At 61.4% G+C, this 23,020-nt stretch carries 21 protein-coding genes; 12 read left to right on the top strand and 9 right to left on the bottom strand.

Annotated elements, in window-relative coordinates; genetic code table 11:
* Window positions 1–60 precede the first annotated feature (60 nt).
* On the top strand, window positions 61–984 hold the full coding sequence (locus tag GEI7407_RS00250) for an NAD(+) kinase (protein WP_015170122.1): 924 nt from the start codon (window positions 61–63) through the stop codon (window positions 982–984).
* Between the two features lie 34 nt (window positions 985–1,018).
* On the opposite strand, the gene GEI7407_RS00245 is transcribed toward GEI7407_RS00250, so the two are convergent.
* From GEI7407_RS00245 to chlP, 3 genes are all read right to left on the bottom strand, one after another.
* On the bottom strand, window positions 1,019–1,648 hold the full coding sequence (locus GEI7407_RS00245; protein ID WP_015170121.1) for a class I SAM-dependent methyltransferase: 630 nt from the start codon (window positions 1,646–1,648) through the stop codon (window positions 1,019–1,021).
* 8 nt (window positions 1,649–1,656) lie between these two features.
* Complete coding sequence (locus GEI7407_RS00240) at window positions 1,657–2,139, bottom strand: adenosine-specific kinase (protein WP_015170120.1); 483 nt, start codon at window positions 2,137–2,139, stop codon at window positions 1,657–1,659.
* A 192-nt stretch (window positions 2,140–2,331) separates the two neighbouring features.
* On the bottom strand, window positions 2,332–3,552 hold the full coding sequence (chlP, locus tag GEI7407_RS00235) for a geranylgeranyl reductase (RefSeq protein WP_015170119.1): 1,221 nt from the start codon (window positions 3,550–3,552) through the stop codon (window positions 2,332–2,334).
* Between the two features lie 222 nt (window positions 3,553–3,774).
* Here chlP and yidD point away from each other — a divergent pair, with 222 nt between their 5' ends.
* From yidD to GEI7407_RS00215, 4 genes are all read left to right on the top strand, one after another.
* Entirely contained in the window at window positions 3,775–4,248 is a 474-nt protein-coding gene (gene yidD, locus GEI7407_RS00230; protein ID WP_015170118.1) for a membrane protein insertion efficiency factor YidD, read from the top strand.
* A 219-nt stretch (window positions 4,249–4,467) separates the two neighbouring features.
* Window positions 4,468–5,484 carry a sulfate/molybdate ABC transporter ATP-binding protein gene (locus tag GEI7407_RS00225; protein ID WP_015170117.1) on the top strand — a complete coding sequence of 339 codons (1,017 nt, stop codon included), beginning with the start codon at window positions 4,468–4,470 and terminating at the stop codon, window positions 5,482–5,484.
* Between the two features lie 234 nt (window positions 5,485–5,718).
* Complete coding sequence (locus tag GEI7407_RS00220) at window positions 5,719–7,392, top strand: ABC transporter substrate-binding protein (RefSeq protein ID WP_015170116.1); 1,674 nt, start codon at window positions 5,719–5,721, stop codon at window positions 7,390–7,392.
* A 30-nt stretch (window positions 7,393–7,422) separates the two neighbouring features.
* Window positions 7,423–8,448: an ABC transporter permease gene (locus tag GEI7407_RS00215; RefSeq protein ID WP_015170115.1), complete on the top strand. Its 1,026-nt coding sequence runs from the start codon at window positions 7,423–7,425 to the stop codon at window positions 8,446–8,448.
* A gap of 105 nt (window positions 8,449–8,553) precedes the next feature.
* Here GEI7407_RS00215 and GEI7407_RS00210 read toward each other — a convergent pair whose 3' ends face one another.
* Window positions 8,554–10,215: a lipopolysaccharide assembly protein LapB gene (locus GEI7407_RS00210; RefSeq protein ID WP_150109698.1), complete on the bottom strand. Its 1,662-nt coding sequence runs from the start codon at window positions 10,213–10,215 to the stop codon at window positions 8,554–8,556.
* Between the two features lie 9 nt (window positions 10,216–10,224).
* Here GEI7407_RS00210 and GEI7407_RS20825 point away from each other — a divergent pair, with 9 nt between their 5' ends.
* The 3 genes from GEI7407_RS20825 (at window position 10,225) to GEI7407_RS00195 (ending at window position 12,697) form a co-directional block, all read left to right on the top strand.
* Window positions 10,225–10,467 carry a hypothetical protein gene (locus GEI7407_RS20825; protein ID WP_150109697.1) on the top strand — a complete coding sequence of 81 codons (243 nt, stop codon included), beginning with the start codon at window positions 10,225–10,227 and terminating at the stop codon, window positions 10,465–10,467.
* A gap of 95 nt (window positions 10,468–10,562) precedes the next feature.
* Window positions 10,563–11,852 (top strand): phosphoribosylamine--glycine ligase, encoded by a 1,290-nt coding sequence (gene purD / locus GEI7407_RS00200; protein WP_041268549.1) that lies wholly within the window; start codon window positions 10,563–10,565, stop codon window positions 11,850–11,852.
* Between the two features lie 104 nt (window positions 11,853–11,956).
* Window positions 11,957–12,697, top strand: a complete 741-nt coding sequence (locus GEI7407_RS00195; protein WP_015170112.1) for a choice-of-anchor W domain-containing protein — start codon at window positions 11,957–11,959, stop codon at window positions 12,695–12,697.
* A gap of 82 nt (window positions 12,698–12,779) precedes the next feature.
* Here GEI7407_RS00195 and GEI7407_RS00190 read toward each other — a convergent pair whose 3' ends face one another.
* Complete coding sequence (locus GEI7407_RS00190; RefSeq protein ID WP_015170111.1) at window positions 12,780–14,996, bottom strand: transketolase; 2,217 nt, start codon at window positions 14,994–14,996, stop codon at window positions 12,780–12,782.
* 368 nt (window positions 14,997–15,364) lie between these two features.
* On the opposite strand from GEI7407_RS00190, the gene GEI7407_RS00185 reads away from it, so the two are divergent.
* On the top strand, window positions 15,365–16,750 hold the full coding sequence (locus tag GEI7407_RS00185) for a cytochrome P450 (RefSeq protein ID WP_015170110.1): 1,386 nt from the start codon (window positions 15,365–15,367) through the stop codon (window positions 16,748–16,750).
* A 59-nt stretch (window positions 16,751–16,809) separates the two neighbouring features.
* On the opposite strand, the gene GEI7407_RS00180 is transcribed toward GEI7407_RS00185, so the two are convergent.
* The 3 genes from GEI7407_RS00180 to lgt form a co-directional block, all read right to left on the bottom strand.
* Window positions 16,810–17,646 carry a dienelactone hydrolase family protein gene (locus GEI7407_RS00180; RefSeq protein WP_015170109.1) on the bottom strand — a complete coding sequence of 279 codons (837 nt, stop codon included), beginning with the start codon at window positions 17,644–17,646 and terminating at the stop codon, window positions 16,810–16,812.
* A gap of 40 nt (window positions 17,647–17,686) precedes the next feature.
* Complete coding sequence (gene cobM, locus GEI7407_RS00175; protein WP_015170108.1) at window positions 17,687–18,496, bottom strand: precorrin-4 C(11)-methyltransferase; 810 nt, start codon at window positions 18,494–18,496, stop codon at window positions 17,687–17,689.
* 228 nt (window positions 18,497–18,724) lie between these two features.
* A complete protein-coding gene (gene lgt / locus GEI7407_RS00170; RefSeq protein ID WP_051030640.1) occupies window positions 18,725–19,609 on the bottom strand; it encodes a prolipoprotein diacylglyceryl transferase in 885 nt (294 codons plus the stop codon).
* Window positions 19,610–20,127: 518 nt separating this feature from the next.
* Here lgt and GEI7407_RS00165 point away from each other — a divergent pair.
* From GEI7407_RS00165 to GEI7407_RS00155, 3 genes are all read left to right on the top strand, one after another.
* Window positions 20,128–21,507: an NAD(P)/FAD-dependent oxidoreductase gene (locus GEI7407_RS00165; RefSeq protein WP_015170106.1), complete on the top strand. Its 1,380-nt coding sequence runs from the start codon at window positions 20,128–20,130 to the stop codon at window positions 21,505–21,507.
* A 175-nt stretch (window positions 21,508–21,682) separates the two neighbouring features.
* Window positions 21,683–22,165 (top strand): flavin reductase family protein, encoded by a 483-nt coding sequence (locus tag GEI7407_RS00160; protein ID WP_015170105.1) that lies wholly within the window; start codon window positions 21,683–21,685, stop codon window positions 22,163–22,165.
* 48 nt (window positions 22,166–22,213) lie between these two features.
* A complete protein-coding gene (locus tag GEI7407_RS00155) occupies window positions 22,214–22,567 on the top strand; it encodes a phenylpyruvate tautomerase MIF-related protein (protein WP_015170104.1) in 354 nt (117 codons plus the stop codon).
* Window positions 22,568–22,648: 81 nt separating this feature from the next.
* Here the strand turns inward: GEI7407_RS00155 and GEI7407_RS00150 are convergent, their stop codons facing one another.
* On the bottom strand, window positions 22,649–23,014 hold the full coding sequence (locus GEI7407_RS00150) for a hypothetical protein (protein ID WP_015170103.1): 366 nt from the start codon (window positions 23,012–23,014) through the stop codon (window positions 22,649–22,651).
* Window positions 23,015–23,020 lie beyond the last annotated feature (6 nt).

Here is a 23,020-nt window from a genome sequence, read left to right as displayed (position 1 = left end):
GCAGGCCTTGCGGCGCTCTGGGAGCGGGCGCGAGGTCTGTCGTTTTTTGCTGACCGGGCGGTGAATTTAGATCAGGTCATCGTTGCATACAAGGCGGGAGATAGCTTGAGCCGCCGGAGTGCTGAGCGCTGTACCCAAGAGCTAGAAGCTCTTGGGTGTAAAGTGCTGCTCGGCCCGAGTGGCCCTAAGGACAACCCCTACCCCGTCTTTTTGGCGTCTACCAGCAAGAGGATTGACTTGGCGGTGGTGCTGGGGGGCGACGGGACGGCGCTGGCGGCAGCGCGGCACCTGTCGGAGGATGAGGTGCCGATTTTGGCAGTGAATGTGGGCGGCCACTTGGGCTTTCTCACGGAGCCCGCGGATCTGTTTCAGGATACGGAGCAGGTGTGGCAGCGGCTGCTGGAGGATCGCTTTGCGGTGCAGCGGCGGATGATGCTGCAAGCGCGGCTCTATGAGGGCGATCGCAGTAACCAGGAGCCGGTGAGCGATCGCTACTTGTGCCTGAATGAAATGTGCGTCAAGCCTGCCTCGGTCGATCGGATGCCCACCTCGATTCTTGAGATGGAGGTGGACGGTGAGGTGGTGGATCAGTATCAGGGAGACGGACTGATCGTGGCCACGCCAACGGGCTCGACCTGCTACACAGCCTCAGCGAACGGGCCGATCATGCATCCCGGCATGGAGGCGATCGCCGTCACGCCCATCTGTCCCCTGAGCCTGTCGAGCCGCCCGATTATCCTGCCAGCGGGCTCGGTGGTGAGCGTTTGGCCCCTGGCAGACCCCGATCTGAGCACCAAGCTGTGGATGGACGGAGTGCTAGCAACGGCGATTTGGCCCGGCCAGCGCGTGGACATCCGCATGGCCAACTGTCAGGCCCAGTTCATTATTTTGCGAGAAAACTATTCCTACTACGGGACGCTGCGCGAAAAGCTGCTGTGGGCCGGGGCGCGCATCCGCTACAACAACAACCACCGCCTCAACTAGCGGTCGAACGCATTCGTCTTGCCAAGCAAGCGCCCTAGGCCGGTTTTTGGGCCTGGAGGACTTGCAGGCTGCCGCCCGCGTGGAGCGATCGCCCGCTGACTCGAAAGCCCGCCTGCTCTAGCACCTGGGCCAGGTCCGTGGCCAGCAGTTGCCATGCAGTCTCTGTCTCAAAGAGCCACAGAAAAGCCGCCACGCCGGGCCAGAAAACGGGATTTGTCGGCTGGTGCAGGTCAATTAGGGCAAAGTAACCACCGGGCTTGAGCACTCGGTAGACCTCCGCCACAATCTGCCGCAGCTGGTCCGGGGCCATCTCGTGGAGGGCGGCGCTGGTGTGCACCAGGTCAAACTGCGCCTCCGGGAAGGGCATTTTTTCGGCGAAGGCCTGGACATAGGCGGCCTGGGGGACGTTGCGCTGGGCTCGCTGGAGCGATCGCGGCGAGGCGTCCAGTCCGGTCACGTGGCGCGATCGCTGGACCAGAAACTGCGTCGTTTGACCACTGCCGCAGCACAGATCCAACACCTGAGTGTCTTCCTGCAAGGGCAGCCCTTGCAGCGCGAGCTGCCGAAAGCGCGCCTCTCCGCCCACGCTCAGAGCCGACAGGCGCGCGATCGCGTCATAGAGCCACTGATAGCGATAGCTCAAATCCCGTAAAATCGTCGCCACGGTCCCTCCTAAAGCTTGTAGCCAATCTGGCGCAAGAAATCCCGGCGCACCTGCTGCTCCGCCGGCCCCTCCACCCCTTTGGGCGAGAAGCCATCGATGACCCCCAGAATACCGCGCCCCTGCTCCGTTTCCGCCACGATCGCCTGCACCGGATTGGCCGTCGCGCAATAAATCGTGCAGACTTCCGAGCACTGCTTGATGGCATTGAGGAAATTCACCGGGAAGGCCTCGCGCAGCAAGATCACAAAGCTGTGGCCCGCCGCGATCGCCTGGGCATTGCCCACTGCGGCCTGCTGCAGCCCGTCGTCATTGCCCGACACCCGAATCAAGCACGGCCCAGACGCCTCACAAAAGGCCAGCCCAAACTTTACCTGCCCCGAAATTCCGACCAAGATCTCGTGCAAATCCTCCACCGTCTTGATGAAGTGGCTGTGGCCGAGGATGACGTTGCAGCCCTCCGGAATCTCAACCGGAACAACCTTGAGCTCCATACTTGACCTCCTTTGCAAACCTGCGATGCCCGCAAGACGCGAAAAAGGCGATCGCAGCCTGATTTCATTCTAGAAAGGCAGCCGCCAACCGCAGAACAAAAAGCCAGCACTTTTTGAGTGCTGGCTTACAGAGGTCTAGGAAACTGAAAGCTTCTCGATGGAAACCGAGAAATCTATCGGCTAGGGAACTCCCTAGGGTGCGAGAGCATTGCCGCGCAGGAGGCTACCGATCGTCTTGGCCGTGATCTTGAGCTGCACCAGAGGATTGGCGGGGACCACGGTCTTGTAGAGGTAGCTGTCGAAGGTGAGGCGCTGCACATCGCGATCGGCGCACATCTCCACAAACGCTTCGCGGGTCGCGTCAGAGCGATAGAAGACGTTTTGCAGCAGATCCAGCACCTTGTAGGTGAGGCCGTACTTCTTATCCCAGCGCTGGAGGTAGAGCTTCAGGTCTGCCTCGGTGGGAATGCGCGCGCCATTGTTGGAAACTTCCACAATGGTTTCTGCGCACATGCGACCGGACTTGGCCGCGAAGTAGATCCCTTCACCCGAGGACTTGGTGACGTAGCCCGCAGCGTCGCCGACGAGGGCTGCGCGACCCACCACCCGGCGAGGACGGGGATGCTCAGGAATGGGGTGAGCTTCGACCTTGATGATCTTGCCGCCTTCGAGGCGCTTGGCAGCCCGGGCGCGAATCCCTGCTTGCAGGCTCTTGATCATGGCCTTGTTGACCTTCATCGTGCCGGTGCCGACAGCGACGTGGTCATACTTGGGGAAGACCCAAGCGTAGAAGTCGGGCGAGACGTCGTTACCGACGTACATCTCCGCCAAGTCTTGGTAGTAAGCCATTTTGTCTTCGGGGAGACGGATGCGCTCTTGGAAGGCGATCGCGTAGTTGTAGTCCCCGGCGTCCATGGCCTTGGCAACGCGAGAGTTTGCTCCGTCAGCGCCGATGACGAGATCGACTTGGAGGGTTTTAGCCGTACCTTCAATGCTGCCGTCAGAGTGATCGGCGTAGTGAAGGGTATAGGGATCTGTGCTATTGGTGGGCAGATCCAGTTTATGAACGGTTCCATTAATGAGTTTTGCACCCAGTTTGGCAGCCCGATCGCGCAGGAAGCCATCGAGGACTTCCCGGCGGCACATGCCAATATATTCGTCTTGATTGTCCAGGTTAATATCAACTTCGACATTAGAGGGGGAGATCATTTTCATGCGTCTCACCCGCCGATCGATAATTTCGGGGGGCAAATCGAATTCGCTCACCATGCAGAGGGGAATTGCACCACCGCAGGGTTTCGCGTTGTCTAACTTGCGCTCAAAAAGATAGGTTTCAATACCAGCTTTCGCGAGCGTCTCGGCAGCGGAGGAGCCTGCCGGACCGGAACCAACAACTGCAACCCGTAGTGCCAAAGGTCTTCTCCCAATCTCGTACGGCTACAAGTTGTGATGGTATCACGGAGCTTTTGCCCGCTGGCGCTGCGTTTCAGGGACATCACCGAATTGAAACACAGCGTAATATTTCGACACAAAACGGTTTTGTTGCGCATTTTAGCGCTGTGCGGAACGCGATCGCTCCAAGGGGATGTCATCTTTTGACAACTTTTTTCGACAACTTTGTGGGTTTTCGCCGTGATGCAGGTTCCTTGGGTCCATCAAGCGCTCGACCGAGCTGCGATCGCCTCGATTAGTGGCTATCAGCGCCATCTTTCGCCCCATAAGGGCTTTTCCTGTGCCTACCGCGTGCTGCACGGCGGGGAGTCCTGCTCCCAGTACGTCAAGCGCATGATCGCTGAGCAGGGCTGGCAGGGGGCGATCGCCGCTGCTCGGGAGCGCTTTGACGCGTGCAGCGCCGCCAACACTCAGATCAAGGCGCGCCCCCTCTGCTCCCAAACCACCCATAGTACAAATCGCCCGCACCCTTGCCAGCGCAGAGCCCAAGACTGCGCAGACCTTAGCTGTGACGGGGTCGAGTGCTGCGACGCTTTTGATGGCTGCCTTGAGATCGAGGGCTGCGCTTTTGATGGCTGCGAGAGTCCGGATTGCGGAGACTGCGGCGACTGTAGCGGGTGCGATGTGGGCAGCGTGGACTGCTGTAGTTTCGGCTGATTCCTCGCAGGCGATCTCTCAAGAATCTTGCCGCAGGGGCCGGTCATTCATGATATAAAACTACAGTAACCCCATCGACTAACCGTGGATTTATTTTGCCTTCCCAGGCGCAATTGATGTGGATCATTTGTGGTGGGAAGGGCTAGGCGCGCGAGAATTTTTCTAGGTTCAAGCGATGGGACCGCTGTTTTCATATCACCAGACCAGAGGTCGCTGACTGTGGGCATTGTCGTTGAGAAAGTCTCCAAGCGCTTCGGCAGTTTTCAGGCTGTCGACCAAGTGGATCTTGAAATCGAATCGGGCTCCCTCGTGGCGTTGCTGGGGCCTTCTGGCTCGGGGAAGTCAACGCTGCTGCGGCTGATCTCGGGTCTGGAGATGCCGGATTCGGGGCGAATCTTGCTGACGGGTAAGGATGCCACCTATCAGAGCGTCCAAGAGCGCAACATTGGCTTTGTGTTTCAGCACTATGCCTTGTTCAAGCACATGACGGTGCGCCGCAATATTGCCTTTGGGCTGGAGCTGCGCAAGGTCCCCCGCAACCGGATCAAAAATCGGGTGGAGGAGCTGCTGGATCTGGTGCAGCTGAGCGGACTGGGCGATCGCTATCCATCCCAGCTCTCCGGGGGTCAGCGGCAGCGGGTGGCGCTGGCGCGGGCCTTGGCGGTCCAGCCCAAGGTGCTGCTGCTGGATGAGCCCTTTGGGGCGCTCGATGCCAAGGTGCGCAAGGATTTGCGGGCCTGGCTGCGCCACCTGCATGACGAAGTGCATGTGACGACGGTGTTTGTCACTCACGACCAAGAAGAAGCGATGGAGGTCTCGGACCGCATCGTGGTGATGAATAAAGGAAAAGTAGAGCAGGTGGGCACGCCCGCTGAGATCTACGATCATCCAGCGTCTGCCTTCGTGATGAGCTTCATCGGGCCGGTGAACGTGCTGCCCAGTACGTCGCGCATTTTCCAGGGAAATGGCTTTGATTCGCCCCATCCAGAGATTTTTGTGCGGCCGCGGGATGTGGTGATCGAGATGGAGGCGGACAGCGTCAGCGCGCCGGCGCGGGTCCACCGAATCATTCACCTGGGCTGGGAGATTCAGGCGGAGCTGACCCTCGATGATGGTCAGGTGGTGACGGCTCACCTCACGCGCGAGCGCTTTGATGAGCTGCAGCTTGAGCCTCAGCAGCGCGTGTATGTGAAGCCCCGAGAGGCGAAGGCGTTTCCGCTGTACTACTCGATCTAGCTGTTTTTCCCTAGGTTGACTCAGGATAGGTGAACGGGCACTGAGGCGATCGCTCCCAAATTTTTGTGCTTGGGGCTTCCTGATGCAGTGATGCGGCGGCAGAATTGCGTCTGGCATATCGGTATGATTGAATGTCGGGAACGCTCCGAAGGCGGACTTTTTTCGGGTCGGGCCTAGAGCGATCGCCGTTCTGCCGTGGGTTTCCTGAGCCAATATCCAATGGGGAAAAGTTTTATGGGCCAGCCGCACCAATTGCGTTCGTTTTGGGGAGTTTGGCGGCGATCGCGGCGATCGCTCTGGCAGTATCTGGGTCTCTTCTTGGGCTGCTGCCTGCTGGTGGTGGGCTGCTCCAGCGATCGCCCTTCTCCCTCGGCTTCCAGTCCCGCCGCCACGGACAGCAACCGCATCGTGCTGGGCACCACCGCCAAGGTGCGCACCCTCGACCCGGCGGACGCCACCGAGATTTTGGCTAGCAATCTGCTCTACAACCTGGGCGATCGCCTCTACGCCTACAAGTCCGGCACCAATGAGCTACAGCCCCAGCTCGCTACGGCGCTCCCCACCGTCAGCGACGACGGCCTCACCTACACCATTCCTGTCCGCGAAGGCGTCACGTTTCACGACGGCGAGCCCTTCAATGCCGAAGCGATGGCCTTTTCCCTGCGGCGCTTCATCGAGAACGGCGGCCAGCCTGCCTTTTTGCTCGCTGACATCGTCGAGTCCGTCGAGGCAACGGGCGACTACGAGCTGACCATCAAGCTGCAAAAGCCCTTCGCAGCCTTCCCCAATCTATTGACCATCTCCGGCACCTGCGCCGTCTCCCCCAAGGCCTACGCCATCGGCGCGGGCCAGTTCAAGCCGGACACCTTCATCGGCACCGGCCCCTACAAGCTGGCCCAGTACAACACGGACTCGCTGCGCTTCGACGCCTTCGAGGGTTACTGGGGCGAAAAACCCAGCAACGACGGGGTGGACATCCAGATTTTCTCCAGCCCCGCCAACTTGTTTAATACCTTCCGGACGCGGGGGGTGGATGTCGCCTACCAAAACCTGGACCTAGACCAGATTCGGACCCTCCAGCAGGGAGCTCAGCAGGGCGGCTGGCAGGTGATCGAGGGCAATGGTAACGGCATTCATTACGTCAGCTTGAATGTGCTGAGCGAGCCCCTCGACAAGCTGGAAGTGCGTCAGGCGATCGCCGCCGCCATTGACCGGCCTCTGCTGCGCGATCGCGTTTTCCAGGGCCAGGTGGAGCCCCTCTACAGCCTGCTGCCCAACACCCTCGACGCCAGCGAGCCCACCTTCCAAACCGCCTACGGAGACGCCAACAAGGCCAAGGCCCTGGAGCTACTGCAAAAGGCGGGCTATTCCAAGGAAAATCCCCTCACCATCGAGTTTTGGTATCGCGCCAACCTGACCAGCAACGCCCTGGCCGCCACCACCCTCAAGGCCGCCGTGGAGCAGTCCCTAGAAGGGGCGCTGATTTTCGACCTCAAGAGCGTGGAAGCCGCCACCGCTTACCAGAACCTCGACAAGGGCATCTATCCGACCTTCCTGCTGGACTGGGCACCGGACTTTTTTGACGCGGACAACTACATTCAGCCGTTCCTGGCCTGCGCCCAAGGATCAGCGGAGCAAGGTTGCCAAGAAGGCTCCACCAAGAGCCAGGGCTCCTTTTACTACAATGCGCGGATGAATGAGCTGATCGATCAGCAGCGCCAAACTCAGGATGACGGCGATCGCCAAAAGCTGCTCGCAGAAATTCAGACCATCACCGCCCAGGACGTGCCCTTTATTCCGCTGTGGCAGAACAAAGAGTTCCTGTTTGTGCAGCAGGGGGTCAGCGGCGCTGGCCTCGATCCCACCCAGCGGGTCGCCCTTTGGGCCATTCGCAAGTCACCCGCCTAACGTCGTCTCAGCCCTTGGCCCCGCTTCCCCATGTCCCGCTCTCGCGCTCTCCAGTCCTACATCACGGTCCGGCTGCTCCTCGCCCCGCTCATGCTGTGGACCATCACAACGGTGGTGTTTCTGCTGCTGCGGGCGACGCCCGGCGACCCCATTGACGCCATCTTGGGACCCCGGGCCCCGGAGGCCGTCAAGGCCGCACTGCGGGAGGAGCTGGGCTTGGGCGGCCCCCTCTGGAAGCAGTACCTGATCTACATGGGGGACCTGCTGCGCTTTGACTTGGGAACCTCGCTGACCAGCCGCGGCCAGTCGGTGTGGGACATCATTCAGGCGTTTTTTCCGGCGACGGTGGAGCTGGCGGTGATCAGCATGGCGATCGCCTTCGTGGTCGGTATTGGCGTCGGGGCGCTCTCGGCCTCCCGCCCCGACACGCCTTGGGACGCGGGGGGCCGACTGTTCGGCATTTTGACCTATTCGGTGCCCGCCTTTTGGGTGGGGATGCTGTTGCAGCTGGTTTTTGCGGTGCAGCTCCAGTGGTTTCCCCTGGGGACTCGCTTTCCCATCACGACGCCGGCCCCCGTGGGTCCCACGGGCCTCTATACCCTAGATAGCCTGCTGAGCGCCAATCTCGGGCAGTTTTTCACCGCGCTGCACTACTTGGCGCTGCCTAGTCTGACCTTGGGGATTTTGCTGAGCGGCATTTTTGAGCGAATTGTGCGGGTCAATCTTCGTCAAACCCTGAAGTCTGACTACGTGGAGGCGGCCCGCGCGCGGGGAATCCCCGAAGGCCGCATTTTGTTTGCCCACGCCCTGAAAAACGCCATGATTCCGGTGATCACGGTGCTGGGCCTGACCCTGGCGGCGCTCCTGGGGGGCGCGATTTTGACCGAGGTTACCTTCTCGTGGCCCGGCTTGGCCAATCGCCTCTACGAAGCGATTTCGCTGCGGGACTATCCGACCGTCCAGGGAATTGTGGTGTTTTTTGCGGCGATCGTGGTGTTTGCCAGCATCTTGATCGACATTCTCAATGCCTTGGTGGACCCCCGAATTCGCTATTAGGCCCGTCGCCAGCCCCTCACCCAAGAGCTGGCTTTTCCCAGTTATCCAATTTTCGGCCAGATTCTAGCCAAACTTCCAGCGTGCTGGAAGTCAGGTGATCCAGCCCTAGGGAGGTGAAAGGAGCGGGTCAACGACGGTGCCGGGTAGACCCGTCGGCAGCGTGCGCGTCGGCACCTCAATGGAAGGGGAGGCTGGAGGGCGTGCAGGCGGCGTCTGGCGAGGCTCGGGCTGAGCGGGCTGGGCCGGGGGTGTCGCAGGCTTGGGCGTGGGGGTGGCCGGGGTACCGGTGGCGGCGGTGGTGGTCCGCTGGATTTGCTGGTTGAAGTAATCAACCTGGTGCTTGAGCTGCTGGGCGAGGGTGAGACCGCTCTGGAAAGCGGCGATCGCCTGGTCGTATTTTTTCTGCTCGCGGTAGATCTGGCCGATCTGGTCGTAGGCCTCCATGGTGCCGTAGGCATCGTAGGTCTGGCGGGTGACGCCGAGCAGAACCTGATAGGACTGGAGGGCCGTATCTAGGGCGTTGTGGGTGCGATACAACTTGCCCAATCCGGCCAGGGCGTCGCCCGCGCGGGCGTACTGCTGGAGGGACTGGCCTAGGGCGTAGGCTTCTTGGTAGTTTCGCTCTGCTTCGGCCAGTTGGCCCGCGGCTTCGTGGTACTGGGCGATCTTCAGCCGCAGGGTGGGCAGGTCCGTCAGGTTGGCTTCGGTTTGGTAGAGCGCCGCGAGCTGCTCTGAAATCTCGATGGCCTGAAGAAACTGCTTGTCCTGCTCGTAGATGTAGGCCAGCTTGCGCAGGACGATCACTTCGTCAGCTTTTTGGGGCGGGCGATCGGCCTTGGCCCGGACAAACTGGAGCAGCTCTTGGTAGGTCTCGGCGGCGGCGGTGTACTGAAACCAGCCCTGCTGGAGCTGACCAATGGTGTTGAGGGCGGCTTCTTCGGAGAGGCGATCGCCGGTTTGGCGCGATCGCTCCAGGATTTGCCGGTAAACGGCGATCGCGGCGTCTGGCTTGCGCACCTGCTGGTAGGCAGCGCCCAGGGTCCGCAGAAGAGCATCATCGAGGGTGTTGGCCGTGCGGGCCTCTGTTTCGATTTCTTGCAGGCGGGCTGTGATGTAGCGCAGCTCTTTGGTTTCTCCCTCGAGCCAGGCCACCTCGCCGACGCGGCTAAGGGCAATGATTTCTTCGAAGGGTCCCAAAGCCCGCCGCAGCCGCAGCTCCCGGAACCACACCTCAAAGGCCGTCGGCAGGTTCCCCAAGCGATAGAGGGCCGAGGCGCAGGTGTTGAGGGCGTCGAGGTCCGATCGCAGTCGCTGCTGAGCCTGGGGACTCAAGGGTCCGGTCACCTTGGGATTGGGCAGCAGGGGGTCCGGCGGATTCTTTTCGATGTCGAGAGGATTAATTTCCTCTGCATATTCTTCTTCTTCGTCCTCGTCTTCATCTTCCTCGTCGGCGACCTCGGCGGGCTCCGGCGTCAGGTCCGCCAGGGAATAGCCCGGACATAGGGGCAGCACGTCCGCCAGGGATCGCACGGCTGGACTCGGGGTCGGCGGCGCCGGGGCGGGGCTCGGCTCCGTTGGCTCCGCCGGATTGCCCAAGCGCGGCTCGATGATCACATCGGGGCGATCGCCCGGTGTCGGCTCAGCGGCCTGGACCTCCGGCAGCCAACCCAAACCCAGGACGAGCGCACCCATCAGCGATCGCCATCCCAGCATCAGCGCAAAATATCCCAGCTTTTGACCCTTTCGCCGCCCCATTGCTTTGTCCACAGCCTTCTGGTGAATTTGCGAGAAATCGGCGATCGCCTGGAGATTCGCAGGCATCAGGCGCGATCGCTCCTTGGCACCCTCGCCCTAGAAACTCTCCCAGACTACCGCGCTCCCAGCAGCGGCTCAATGCTCTGCTCCATCGCGCGCTGCCTTTCTCTTATTCCCCAAGAAGCTCAGCTGTCGGGGAAAGTTCCGACGGCGCTGGGCGATCGCCAGGGTCAAGACACACGCCGGTCTCTCAGCGCTCTATAATACGCTCTGTGGAAATTCCTGAGCGGCGTTTGAAGTGCCATCGGGCGATCGCCGCCCACCAGTCTTTTGTCTCGAATTTTGAGAAGGTAGCTACTGTGAAGGTTCTAGTCGTCGGTAATGGCGGGCGGGAACACGCCCTGGCCTGGAAACTGCTGCAATCCCCGCGTGTCAAGCAGGTCATCTGCGTCCCAGGCAACGGCGGCACGGCAACCTTGGAGCGCTGCCAAAACCTTCCCCTCCAGGTCAACGATTTTGAAGGCATTCGCCGCTTCGTCAGCACCAGCGGCGTCCAGCTCGCCGTGATCGGTCCCGAGGCTCCCCTCGCCGAAGGCATCACCGACTATCTGCAAAAGCTGGGCATTCCTGTCTTTGGTCCCACTCAGGCCGGCGCCCAAATCGAGGCCAGCAAGGCCTGGGCCAAAGCCCTGATGGAGGAAGCGAATATTCCCACGGCCAAAGCCGCCGTCTTTACCCAAGAGGCCGAGGCGATCGCCTACGTCCAGGCCGAAGGCGCGCCCATCGTCGTCAAAGCAGACGGCCTCGCCGCCGGTAAAGGAGTCACTGTCGCCGCCACCGTTGCCGAAGCAGAAGACGCCATTCGCCAAGCCTTCCGGGGCCAGTTTGGCGACGCGGGCAGCCGCCTGGTGATCGAAGAGTGCATGGTGGGCCAAGAGGTCTCCGTTCTTGCCCTCACCGACGGCCTGACCATTCGTCCTCTTGTCCCCGCCCAGGACCACAAGCGCATTGGCGAAGGGGACACCGGCGCCAACACCGGCGGCATGGGCGCCTACGCCCCGGCTCCCCTCGTGACGCCCGAGCTGATGGCCCGCATCCAGGCAGAAGTCCTCGAACCGGCGATCGCCGCCCTGCGCAACCGGGGCATCGACTATCGCGGCGTCCTCTATGCGGGCCTGATGATCACCCCCGAGGGCGATCCCAAGGTCGTCGAGTTTAACTGCCGCTTTGGCGATCCCGAAACCCAGGTCATCTTGCCCTTGCTCGATACGCCCCTCGACGAGCTGCTCCTGGCCTGCGTCAACCAGCGCCTCGCCGACACCGCGATCGCCTGGAAATCCGGCGCCGCAGCCTGCGTCGTCATGGCCGCTGGCGGCTATCCTGGCTCCTACGAAAAAGGCAAAGTCATCAGCGGCATCGCTGATGCCGAAGCCACCGGTGCCGTCGTCTTCCACGCTGGCACCCGCATGCAAAAGGACGTCCTCACCAACGGCGGCCGCGTCCTGAACGTCACGGCCCTTGGCGACTCCTTCGACGAGGCCTTCGCCAACGCCTACGCCGCCGTCGACAAAATCCGCTTTGACGGTGCCTACTGCCGCCGCGATATCGGTCACCGCGTGCGCACCGCTTCGGTCTCTCCCAGCGCCTAAGAGCGCCAGCCTACGGGCTCTGTGACAAATCGCGAACTCCGACCTCCGGGGCCTCGACACTGTGCCAATCTGGTGGTGTCCCATTGCCCCTGGGGTTTCGTATTATGGCGAAGCTTTTTCTCCTGTCGCTTTCCGCCCTTGCGGGAAGCTCTGTGCTGTTGGCTAGCCTGCCCGCTCAGGCCGTCACCTTGACCCCCGCCTCGGATCCCACTGACTGGACCGATCTCGGCTGGGCCGTAGAAGGGCGGGCCGGAGCGACCGGGTTTCGTGACTATGAGTACGCCATCGGGCCGGATGGCGCTCAGGCAGGTAACACAGGCCAGATCTACCGCGACTGGACCAATGGTGAAGATGTGCCCTGGAGCCTGACCTGGAATGGCAGCACCGCCGCTTTTACCCTTGGCTCACAAACCATTTCCTATGCTCCCGTCGGCGCTGCGTCCAATGTCTTCGACGGGTTCTACTTGCTGACGAGGTCTTTGACCCGCGACGCGTCTGTGGCCCCCGGCACCCGCATGGCGCTGTCAGTTTCTAGCGTTAACGGGGCGGGCATCACGCCAGTGTCCAGCGTGAGCACGGCCCCAGCAGCGGGCCAAGACTTGGATCAGTTCTTTTTCCGCAGCGACACTCCCATCAGCTCCCTGGCAGGACTGGCCAGACTGAGCTGGGATCTGGGCGCACCAAACCCCAACGCGAATGACGCGCGGGGCGCGGTGACCTTCAAGCTGCGGGGCTTCGACGCCATCGGGGATAACCAGACTGTACCGGAGCCGGGGGCGATCGCCGCTTTGGCCGCTCTGGGTCTCTGGGGATTGGGCGATCGCTGGCGTCGCCGCGCCCAATAAACCGGTTAACAAAAGCAGATTGCGGGCGGGCAAAAGGTCTGGTTCACAGGCCTTTTGCCCCGGGGAATCAAAGGCCCCTCACCTAGCCCAGCAGCTCCGTAGCGCGCTGAGACAAGGCTTCAGCCGTCAGGCCATTGAAGCTCATCAGGTCGCCTGCGGTGGCCGTCGTTTCGCCGCGCTTCCAGGCGAAGATGTCTCGCTTGGCGGTGCTGCGCAGCATGAGCGGCTCCAGCATGGCGCTGCTGCCCCCCGTCACCCCGATCACCGCATCCCCCCCAAAGAACCGCTCAAACTCAGCGTCCTCGAGGAAGTGGCTGTCCGGCTCGGTGCAGGTCTCCCAGGCGACGTCCGTGGGCCGGTAGAGTCGGCGCGGGTTGATCACCGACACCACGCGCACGCCGATACCCTCGGCTTCTAGGTGGGTCGCCGCATCCAGCACCGGCAGCAAGGTCATATCCCCAACCACCGCGAAGACGACTTTGCGGGAGCCTTCGCTGTCGTGGAGGACAATGCCACCGTCCTTGAGGCCCTGGCGGGTCTGCTCGAGGGTGGTGCGCACCGGCAGCGGGGACTTGCTGGCGGTGATGGTGATGCCTTTGTTTTTCGTGCCCAGAGCCCACTCGTAGCAGGCCTGGATGCTGTTGGCGTCGCAGGGAAACAGCGGGAAGATGTTGCCGTTCCGCATCATGGCGGCGAAGTAGTTCTCGATCTCGGGGCGCTGGTGGGTCCAGCCGTTGCGGCCCTGCTCGAGGGCTCCAGCGGTGAACAGGGTGATGGTGGAGGGCGTCGGACGCCGCAGCTCCGTCATGGCCTGGGTCACCGTTTGCCAAATCGGCAGGCCGTTGATAGCGAAGGACTCGTAGGAGCACCAGAGCGATCGCGCGCCAAAGAGGGCCAGACCCACCGCCAGACCGGCGCAGGCATCTTCGCTCAGGGGCTCATACACTTGGCCCTTGGGCGCTTGGAAGTAGGTGTCATCGAGGGTGGGGTGAATGATTTTCAGGCCCACGTTGATGTTGTTGATGCCCGAGGCGGCGTTGCCGTCCGCGTTGGTAACCACAAAGTTGGGGTCTTTTTGGCCCACGTGGACCACCAGTTCGCCCATGGCCGTGGTGGCCACCTGCTTGTCACCCTTGACCGGGAACTCCGTCAGGGGCAGGGTGCCTAGATCGGGCAGGGGCAGCTCTTTTTCGGTGACGACGTGGGTGGATGCGGGACCGCCAGCAGCGCGCTCGAAGTTGGTGCGCACGAGCTGCCAGGCCTCGGCAGAGAGCGATCGCTCCTGGAGGGCGCTCACGATCTCAGGGTTGTCAAGGGTGTGCTGGGGATAGAGGTTGTGGGACTTGGCGCCGCGCGCGTGGACCCCAGCGCCCTTAAGCTGCTTGATAATCAAGACCGTCAGCTCGCCGCTGAGGGCGGCCTGGGCGGCTTTTTGGGTGGCTTCGAGGACCGCCTGGGTGAAGGCCAGCCGCTGCTGGATCGAGAAGGCGGTGCTGTCGACGTAGTCGCCGGGCTGGTCGGCATCGTCGAAGTCTTTGGCGTTGACGAGGATGACGTTCTGGAAGCCGTTGCCTTTCCAGTAGGCGATCATTTCCTCGTTGGGCTTGGTGGAGACCATGCTGTGGTGCTCCTGGCTGTAGCCGTTCCACACCAGGATGGGCAGGAAGTTGGTGGCGTGGGGGTAGGCCGTGTGGAAGTGGGCCATGCTGCTCATGATGTAGGGCTCCCCGAGGCCGCCGTCGCCGATGGTGACGGGGAAGAGGGTGCCCGGGTGGAGCAGGGCGCCGGCCATGGCGAAGTGCTGGCCTTGGCCGAGGGGACCGGCGGGGTTCAGCAGGCCGGGGATCTGGCCCGAGAGGTGGCCCAGCAGGCCGTGCATTTCCCGGAAGCGCTCGCCCATCTGCTGGACGGTGCTGATGCCCATGGCCTCGAGGGAGCGATCGAGGAACATGGTGCTGTAGAAGCCGGGGGCGTGGTGGCCGACTTCGGTGATGATGTTTTTGTAGCCCAGCATGACGAGGGCGGCGATCGCCTCTGCGACGCTGGCGAAGCCGCCGGGGTGACCCGAGGCCTTGCTGGCGGTGACCTGGAGGGTCAGGTATCGCAGGGCGTCGGCAGCTAGCAGGGTTTGGAAGACGGCGGCAGGATCGCTCGGTTGGGCGATCGCCGTTTGACCCTGGGCGATCGCCGGAGCCTGCCCGTGGGCCTCAAAGCCCGGTAGCGACTCGCCAAAATGCAAAATCCCTTCGCAAAAGGCTGGGGCCGAGCGCGCAGCGCCCTGGGCGGGGGTGGTTGTCATGCTGAGATACCTATCCGAACGGCGTCATGGTTGGAGGACTTACAGACAGGGCGGAAGAACAAACGCCAAAAAACCGGCAAGCCTGCTTTTTTCAAGGACTGACGGTTTGCCGAGCATTCGTCACCGCAAAATCGCTGTAAGTTGAATCGATTTTACAATTTTTTCCCATTTGAACAACTTTAGTGTTGCAAAAGTCGCCCATCAAAAATTCTGGTCTTTGTTTGGGCTTTAAAAATCTTTTGTTCAGAGATTTTTAAGGTTAGAGACCTAAAAAGTGGCTTTAAAATGGGCCTCAGAAAAGAGGTCATGCTGAAGTTTTCGCTGTTCGCTGTCCATCACAGGATTGCATTCTAAGGATTGCTAGTGCCATGGTTTCAACTTTGCCCCCAAGCCCCAAAGCCCCCACGCTGGTGCAGCTCGTCCGCTGGATTTTTGATCCGCTGGGCTATATGGAATCCAGTCGGCAAGAGTGCGGCGACACGTTCCAGGCCCGCATCGGCCGCAACTATGATCAGCTGACTTTCATTGGCGATCCCAAGCTCATCCAGGAGCTGCTGAGCGATGATACCAATCGCTTTAATGCTGGCAAGGCCAACCATTTGCTGCGGATTTTGGTGGGCGACTACTCGCTGCTGCTCCTCGATGGCGATCGCCACCAGCGCCACCGCAAGCTGCTGATGCCGCCATTTCACGGCGAGCGCATGAAGGCCTACGGGCAGATCATGGTGAATATCGCCCAGTCGGTGAGCGATCGCTGGCAGGTGGGCAAGCCCTTTGAGGTGCGGCTGGAGATGCAAAAGATCGCGCTGCAAGTGATTTTGCACGCGGTCTTTGGGCTGGAGGAGGGCGATCGCGCCGAGGCCATCCAGCGGGAGCTGAGCGCCGTCCTCGACAGCATTGGTTCACCCCTCAGCTCGACGCTGCTATTTTTCAAGTTTTTGCAAAAAGACTGGGGGCCTTGGAGTCCCTGGGGCCGCTTGCTGCGCCAGCAGCAGCGCATCACGGAGATGCTCTACGCCGAAATCGCTGAGCGTCAGGCCGAGGGCGAGAGCGATCGCGTGGATATCTTGTCGCTGCTGCTGGCGGCGCGGGACGAAGCCGGTGAGCCCATGACCCAGCAAGAAGTGCGCGACGAGCTGATGACCCTGCTGCTGGCGGGCCACGAAACCACGGCGTCGGCCCTGGGCTGGGCGCTGTACTGGATTCATCGGGACCCGGCGGTGCGCGATCGCCTGCTGGCAGAGCTGGCGTCGGTGGCCGGAACGACCGATCCCATGGCGATCGCCCGCCTGCCTTACCTGACGGCGGTGTGCCAGGAAACCCTGCGCCTCTATCCGATCGCCATGATCGTCTCGCCCCGCGTCACCAAGGAGCCCTACACCCTCGGCCCCTACCAGTTCCGAGCCGAGACGCCCCTAGCGCCGTGCATCTATCTGACCCACCACCGCGAGGACCTCTACCCAGAGCCCAAGCGGTTCCGGCCCGAGCGCTTCCTGGAGCGGCAGTTCTCGCCCTACGAATATTTGCCCTTTGGCGGCAGCAACCGGCTCTGCATCGGCGCGGCCTTTGCCATGTTCGAGCTAAAGCTGGTGCTAGCAACGCTGCTCCAGCGCTATGACCTGAAGCTGACGAGCGATCGCGACCTGCGACCGACCCGGCGCGGCGTCACGGCGGCCCCGCCGGCCCAGCTGCGTATGGTGGTGACCCAGGCGCGATCGCCCCAAGCCAATCCCGAGGCCGTTGCAGTCCGCTAGCTCCGAGAAAAACACCGCCAGAGGGGCGATCGCCCCTCTAGCTGATTCGCGGCGAAACCCTAGGCCACGCCGTGCCACTTGAACCAGCCCTGGAGACGGCGCCACGCATCTTCAGCGTCCGCCTGACGATAGGACGGGCGATAGTCCGCAAAGAACGCGTGGGGAGCGTCGGGATAGACAATGATGTCCGAGCCGCTGTCGCCCTGCTTGAGGGCCTCCCGCATTTGGTCCACCGTCGACACCGGGATCCCGTCGTCCTGGCCGCCATACAGGCCCAGCACCGGCACATCGAGAGAAGCTGCGATGTCCACTGGGTGCTGGGGCGTCAGTTCGGTTTCATTCCCCACTAGGCGGCCATACCAAGCCACCCCGGCCCCCACCTTGGGGTTGTGAGCCGAGTACAGCCAGGTGATTCGGCCTCCCCAGCAGAAACCGGTGATCGCCAGCTTGTTGGTGTTGGCCTTGCCGGTGCTTTCGGCCCAGGCCACGGTGGCATCTAGGTCCGACATCACCTGCTCGTCGGGCACCTTGGAGACCACCTGGGAAATGATCTGCTGCACATCGCTGAGCTGAGACACGTCGCCCTGACGCACAAACATCTCGGGGGCGATCGCCAGGTATCCCAGCTGCGCGAACCGGCGGCACACGTCCTGAATGTGCTCGTGGACGCCAAAAATCTCCTGAATCACCAGCACCACCGGGAAATTGGACCCGGTGGCTGGCATGGCCCGGTAAGCCGGAATTTCGCCATCCGCCACGGGAATTTTGACTTCGCCCGCCGTCAGGCCTTGGGGACTGGTCTGGATCACCTGGGCCATGAGGGGGCGAGCAGCCAGGGCAAAGCCCGCAGCCAGCGTCGATGTGATCAAAAACTTGCGGCGCGTGAGTTCGTTCATGGAATTTGTGTGGGCGTTTGAGTGGGCTACAGAGGGGATTCTAGCGTTTTGCCGATTTGGGGCGGAATAAATGGGTGTGCTCGGGGTGGTACAGGCGCGATCGCGTTTCGCCCGCCGCTAGGGCCGGACTGATCACGTACAGCGTCGTCCGAATCAGGTCCTCGTCCCGCGTCACCTGGGCCATCTGGTGCAGGGGCACCACCCGGATCCGCTCGTCAGGCCACCCCAGCCGGAAGCAAATGGCCACCGGCGTTTCGGGGTCGTAGTGGGCCAGGAGCTTTTCCTGGGCCGACTCCACGTGGCGCGCCGCCAGGTACAGGCACAGGCTCGCCTGGTGGGCCGCCAGGGACGCCAGCTCTTCTCTCTCGGGCACGGCGGAGGCTTGGCCGCTGATGCGCGTCAGGATGATCGTCTGCACCAAGTCCGGAATGGTCAGCTCGGCCTTGAGCTTGGCCGCTGCTGCCTGGAAGGCGCTAATGCCGGGCACCACCTCCACCGGTACCTCGGCCTCCGTCAGGGCCAGGATCTGCTCGTGGATAGCGCTGTAGAGGCTTGGATCGCCGGAGTGGAGGCGCACCACCGATCGCTGCGATCGCACCCGGTCAATCATGATGGGCAAAATGTCTTCGAGGGTCTTGTTAGCCGTGCGGATCAGCTCTGCATCGGGCCGCACCCCGTTGAGCACCTGGGTCGGCACCAAGGAATCTGCAAACAAAATCACATCTGCCTGGGCCAAAATCTTTTGCGCCTTGACCGTCAGCAAGTCAGGGTCACCAGGGCCAGCCCCCACGATGTACACCGCAGGGGTCAAAGGCAACGCGTCGGGAGCAGCAGGGGAAGTTTGGGTCACAGTCGAGTCACAGTTAATGGTTGGAGGACAGCAGCAAAGGTCGAATCAGCAAAAGGGTCAAGGGTCCCGGAGTCGTGGCTAGGGGCGATCGCAACGGCCCACACCGACGCAAATTGGGGCCAACTTTCCGGACTCCGGAGTGCCACTGCGAAGAAATAGATGGTAGATGCACCCTGAATCCACCCCGGAGGGAGACCTTCGGGGCTTTTTTTTGGCCAAATACCCGGTCTAGCGATCGGCCCGAGAGGGGGCAGACTCCGGTGACGCCTCCGCCTCAGAGACAACGTCCGGGAGCGATCGCCTCAGGCCGTACAGCCAGTAGAGTCCCAGCGCCCCGATCGCCACCCCCACCAAGCTGACCACCTGGGCAATCCGCAGCGGCCCCAGCATCAAGCTATCGGTCCGCAGCCCCTCGATCCAGACCCGACCGAGGCTGTAGGCCACCAGATACACCAGCAGCAGCGTGCCAGGCTTCAGGCGCCAGCGCCGCAGCCCCCGGAAAAACAGCACCATCAGCAGCCCAAAGACCGCCAGATTCCACAGCGACTCGTACAGAAACGTCGGATGGAAATACTCAAAATTCATCAGTCCCGGCGGCCGGCGGGCTGGTGGAATGTAGAGCTTCCAGGGCAGGTCCGTCGGCGCACCAAAAGCCTCCGAGTTGAAGAAGTTGCCCCAGCGGCCAATGGCCTGTCCCAAGATGAGTGACGGGGCCACCACATCCGCCAGCTGCCAAAACGACACCCGCTTGAGGCGCGCAAAAATCCAGGCAGCCAGCGTTCCCCCTAGCACCGCCCCGTGAATCGCAATTCCACCATTCCAGATCGCAATGATCTGTCCTGGGTTGCGGGCGTAGTTTTCCCACTCGAAGAGAACATAGTAAAGGCGAGCCGCAGGAATCGCCCCAATCACCAGCCAAACCGCTAAGTCTGCCACCAAATCGGGGTCGAGATGCCGACGCTTGGCCAGCGCCATGGAAAGAGTCACCCCAATCAAGACCGCTGAGGCGATCAGCAAGCCATACCAGCGAATTGCGATCGGCCCCAGCTCAAACAGGATCGGTCCTGGCGAGGTGAACTGAAAGGCAAGCAGCATGGAAACGTCCTGTAACATACCCCCAATTTTGCCGCGAATGCCGCCCAAATCCCAACTCAGAACCAATTCAGAAGCGATCGCCCTTGACCCAAGGCGATCGCCCTTTGGCAGCTCTCCCCTCCTACTGGCTCTTTTCCAGAATCTTTGACTTTGTCAGCAGACACTCACGCGAAACCTGATTCCAAAAGGCTTCGTAGTATTGGCCACCATTTAGGAAACAGGCCCCTTCTACACTGATTTTCCTACCAGTGTCTTTTGGCAGGCTGGCCCCTCAACTGATACGCAAGATAACGGATTGTCTTGGAAATAATTTTTGATAACTTAGGTTAAAAGATGTAAATTCAATACTAATTAAGTATTTTTTCTTATTCAGCGTTTCAAGCACCGATTTCCATACAGCAATTTCTCACTCGTAAATGCACCACAAGTCGAACCGTGGAAACCTTCCCCCAAAAGCATTACCGGCGATCGCCGGTGGTGTGCGTCTGTGGAAATTGTTGTAGGAACCCAGTAGGCGATCGCAGGTAGGTTCATCCATGTCAAACGCAGCTCAAACAGAAACGAAGGCACCTCACCACGCCGTTATTGTCGGCGGGGGTTTTGGCGGTCTATACGCCGCTAAAGAACTGGGCAAAGATCCCAATGTGAAAGTCACGCTCATCGACAAGCGCAACTTCCATCTTTTCCAGCCCCTGCTGTACCAAGTCGCCACCGGCGGATTGTCTCCGGGAGACATTTCTTCGCCGCTGCGCGCCGTCCTGGGCCGCAACAAGAATACCCAGGTCCTGATGGCTGAGGTCAAAGAAATTGACCCCGCTGGCCAGACCGTGACCCTGCCCGACGGCAAAATTTCCTACGACTCGCTGATCATCGCCACCGGCGTCAGCCACCACTACTTTGGCAACGACCACTGGTCCGATGACGCCCCCGGCCTCAAGACCGTCGAAGACGCCCTCGAAATGCGTCGCCGCATTTTCCTGGCCTTCGAAGCCGCCGAGAAAGAAACCGACCCCGAAAAGCACAAGGCCTGGTTGACCTTCGTGGTGGTGGGCGCGGGTCCGACCGGCGTCGAGCTGGCCGGAGCCCTGGCGGAGCTGGCCCACACCACCCTCAAGAACGACTTCCAGACCATTGACCCGACGGAAGCCCAGATCATCCTGCTGGAGGGCACCGATCGCGTCCTGCCGCCCTACGCCCCCGAGCTGTCGGCCAAGGCCGAAGAGTCCCTGACCAATCTGGGGGTCACCGTCCGCACCAAGACCCTGGTCACCCACATCGAAGATGGCGTGGTCACCGTCCGCAACGGCGAGAAGATCGAGTACCTCCCCTCGCAAACCATCCTCTGGGCAGCAGGTATCAAGGCTTCGCCCATGGGCAAAGAAATCGCGCTGCGCACTGGCGCTGAGCTCGATCGCGTGGGCCGGGTGATGGTGGAGCCGGACCTGAGCCTGCCCAACTACCCGAATATCTTTGTGATCGGGGACCTGTCCAACTTCTCTCACCAGGGCGATCGCCCGCTGCCCGGCGTCGCCCCGGTGGCCATGCAGGAAGGCCGCTACGTCGCCAACGTGATCAAGCGGCAGGTGCGGGGCAACCATGAGCGATCGCCCTTTGAATACGTCGATCGCGGCAGCCTAGCCGTGATTGGCCGCAACGCCGCCGTGGTAGACCTGGGCTTTGCCCGCTTCGCTGGCTTCCCGGCCTGGCTGACCTGGGTGATCGTCCACATCTACTTCCTGATCGAGTTTGACAACAAGCTGCTGGTGATGCTCCAGTGGGGCTGGAACTACTTCACCCGCAAGCGGGGCGCTCGCCTGATCACCGGCAAGGAGGGCGGCTTCCAGCCGTTCCAGCGATCGCGCGCTGAGGCAGCCCGAGTCGAGCCCAAGGTCAACCCACCTGAAGCCGTCGCCTAGCCCTCGGCACTATTTCTGGGCGCTTCCGGTCCGCGTATTTTTTAAAGAGCAGCCCTGCCACCCCAGCCTTTAGGCATCGGTGGCAGGGCTACTTGGTATCTCAGCGCCCACCGATGCCGCTCCAGAAGCCCTTGGTACACTGGCAGTGTAGTGATCCTCCAGGGAGACTGGCACCTTGCTAGACGAACAAGCCAAGAAAACGATGCTGCGCAAAATCCCCCACGGCATCTACGTTTGCGGCGTGAAAGAGGGTGAGGAAGTCAACGGCTTCACCGCCAGCTGGGTCATGCAGGCATCCTTCAATCCGCCGCTGGTCGTCAACTGCGTCAAGCAGGACTCCCGCTCCCACGCCATGATTCAGGCCAGCGGGGTGTTTGCCATGAGCTTTTTGGAAGAAGGCCAAAAAGATTTGGCAGCCAAATTCTTCAAGCCGCTGCGCCGCGTGGGCAACAAGTTTGAGGACGTAGATTTTTATCTGGGCGCAGAAACGGGCTGCCCGATTATTCAGGACTCTCTGGGCTACGTGGAATGTCGCGTCGTCGGCCAGGTCGACCAGGGCGATCACACAGTCTATGTGGGTGAAGTGATCGGGGCCGGGGTCCATCGGGAGGGCGCACCTCTGCTCCTGGAAAGCACCGGCTGGAACTACGGTGGCTAGGGCGATCGCCCCCAACTTTTCCCCAAATCTTTTCGAAAATCCTTCACCATGCCCCTGATCAAAGTTCAGACCTCTGCCTTGCGGCCAGCCCCCGCAGCCGCCGAGGCCCTCTTAAAATCCCTGTCGGCCAGCCTCGCCCAGCACTTGGGCAAGCCCGAGTCCTATGTAATGACCGCCCTAGAACCAGAGGTCAGCATGACCTTTGGCGGCACCACGGAGCCGGTTTGCTACGTGGAAATCAAGAGCATTGGCACCATGGCGCCGGACAAGACGCGGGCGATGAGCCAGGACTTTTGTCAGGCCCTCAGCAGCGCGCTGGGTGTGCCGGCCAACCGCATCTACATCGAGTTCGCGGATGCGCGCGGCGCGATGTGGGGCTGGAACGGCAGCACGTTCGGCTAGGGCGCTGCAAAGGAGCCCCAAAATGCCGGTTGGCGGCGATCGCCCTTGATTCCCAAAAGGGGCGATCGCCGCATTTTCACCTTAGAGGCCGACGAGTTCGCGGGCCTCTAGGCCCATCAGCTTTTCGGCGATCGCCCAGCGCGCCTCGAGCTTGGCCACGCTGAACTGGTTGCGCAGCTGCTCCAGGTAGGCGAAGGCGTTGGCCTTGGCCGTGGTCAATTCCAGCAGCTTGGATTGACAGACGAGATATTGCTCGTCGAGCTGCAAGATTTCGAAGCGGCGGGCTTTGCGCTGGGCATCATTTTTGAGTTCTTCGAAGGCCACGATGAGATCCGCTTGGCCTTCCCGAGCAGCCAGCAGCTGGCGCAGCTCGCCAAGGTCTTGATCGAGCTGGTTGACCGCCTCGGTGGCAGCGGCGATCGCCGCTGGATATTGGTGCAGTTTCATAAAACT

Origin of the sequence: Geitlerinema sp. PCC 7407 (assembly GCF_000317045.1) — a bacterium.
Taxonomy (GTDB): Bacteria; Cyanobacteriota; Cyanobacteriia; order PCC-7407; family PCC-7407; genus PCC-7407.
Note: the sequence above shows the minus strand (reverse complement) of the source record. Positions and strands in the feature narration are given on the sequence as shown.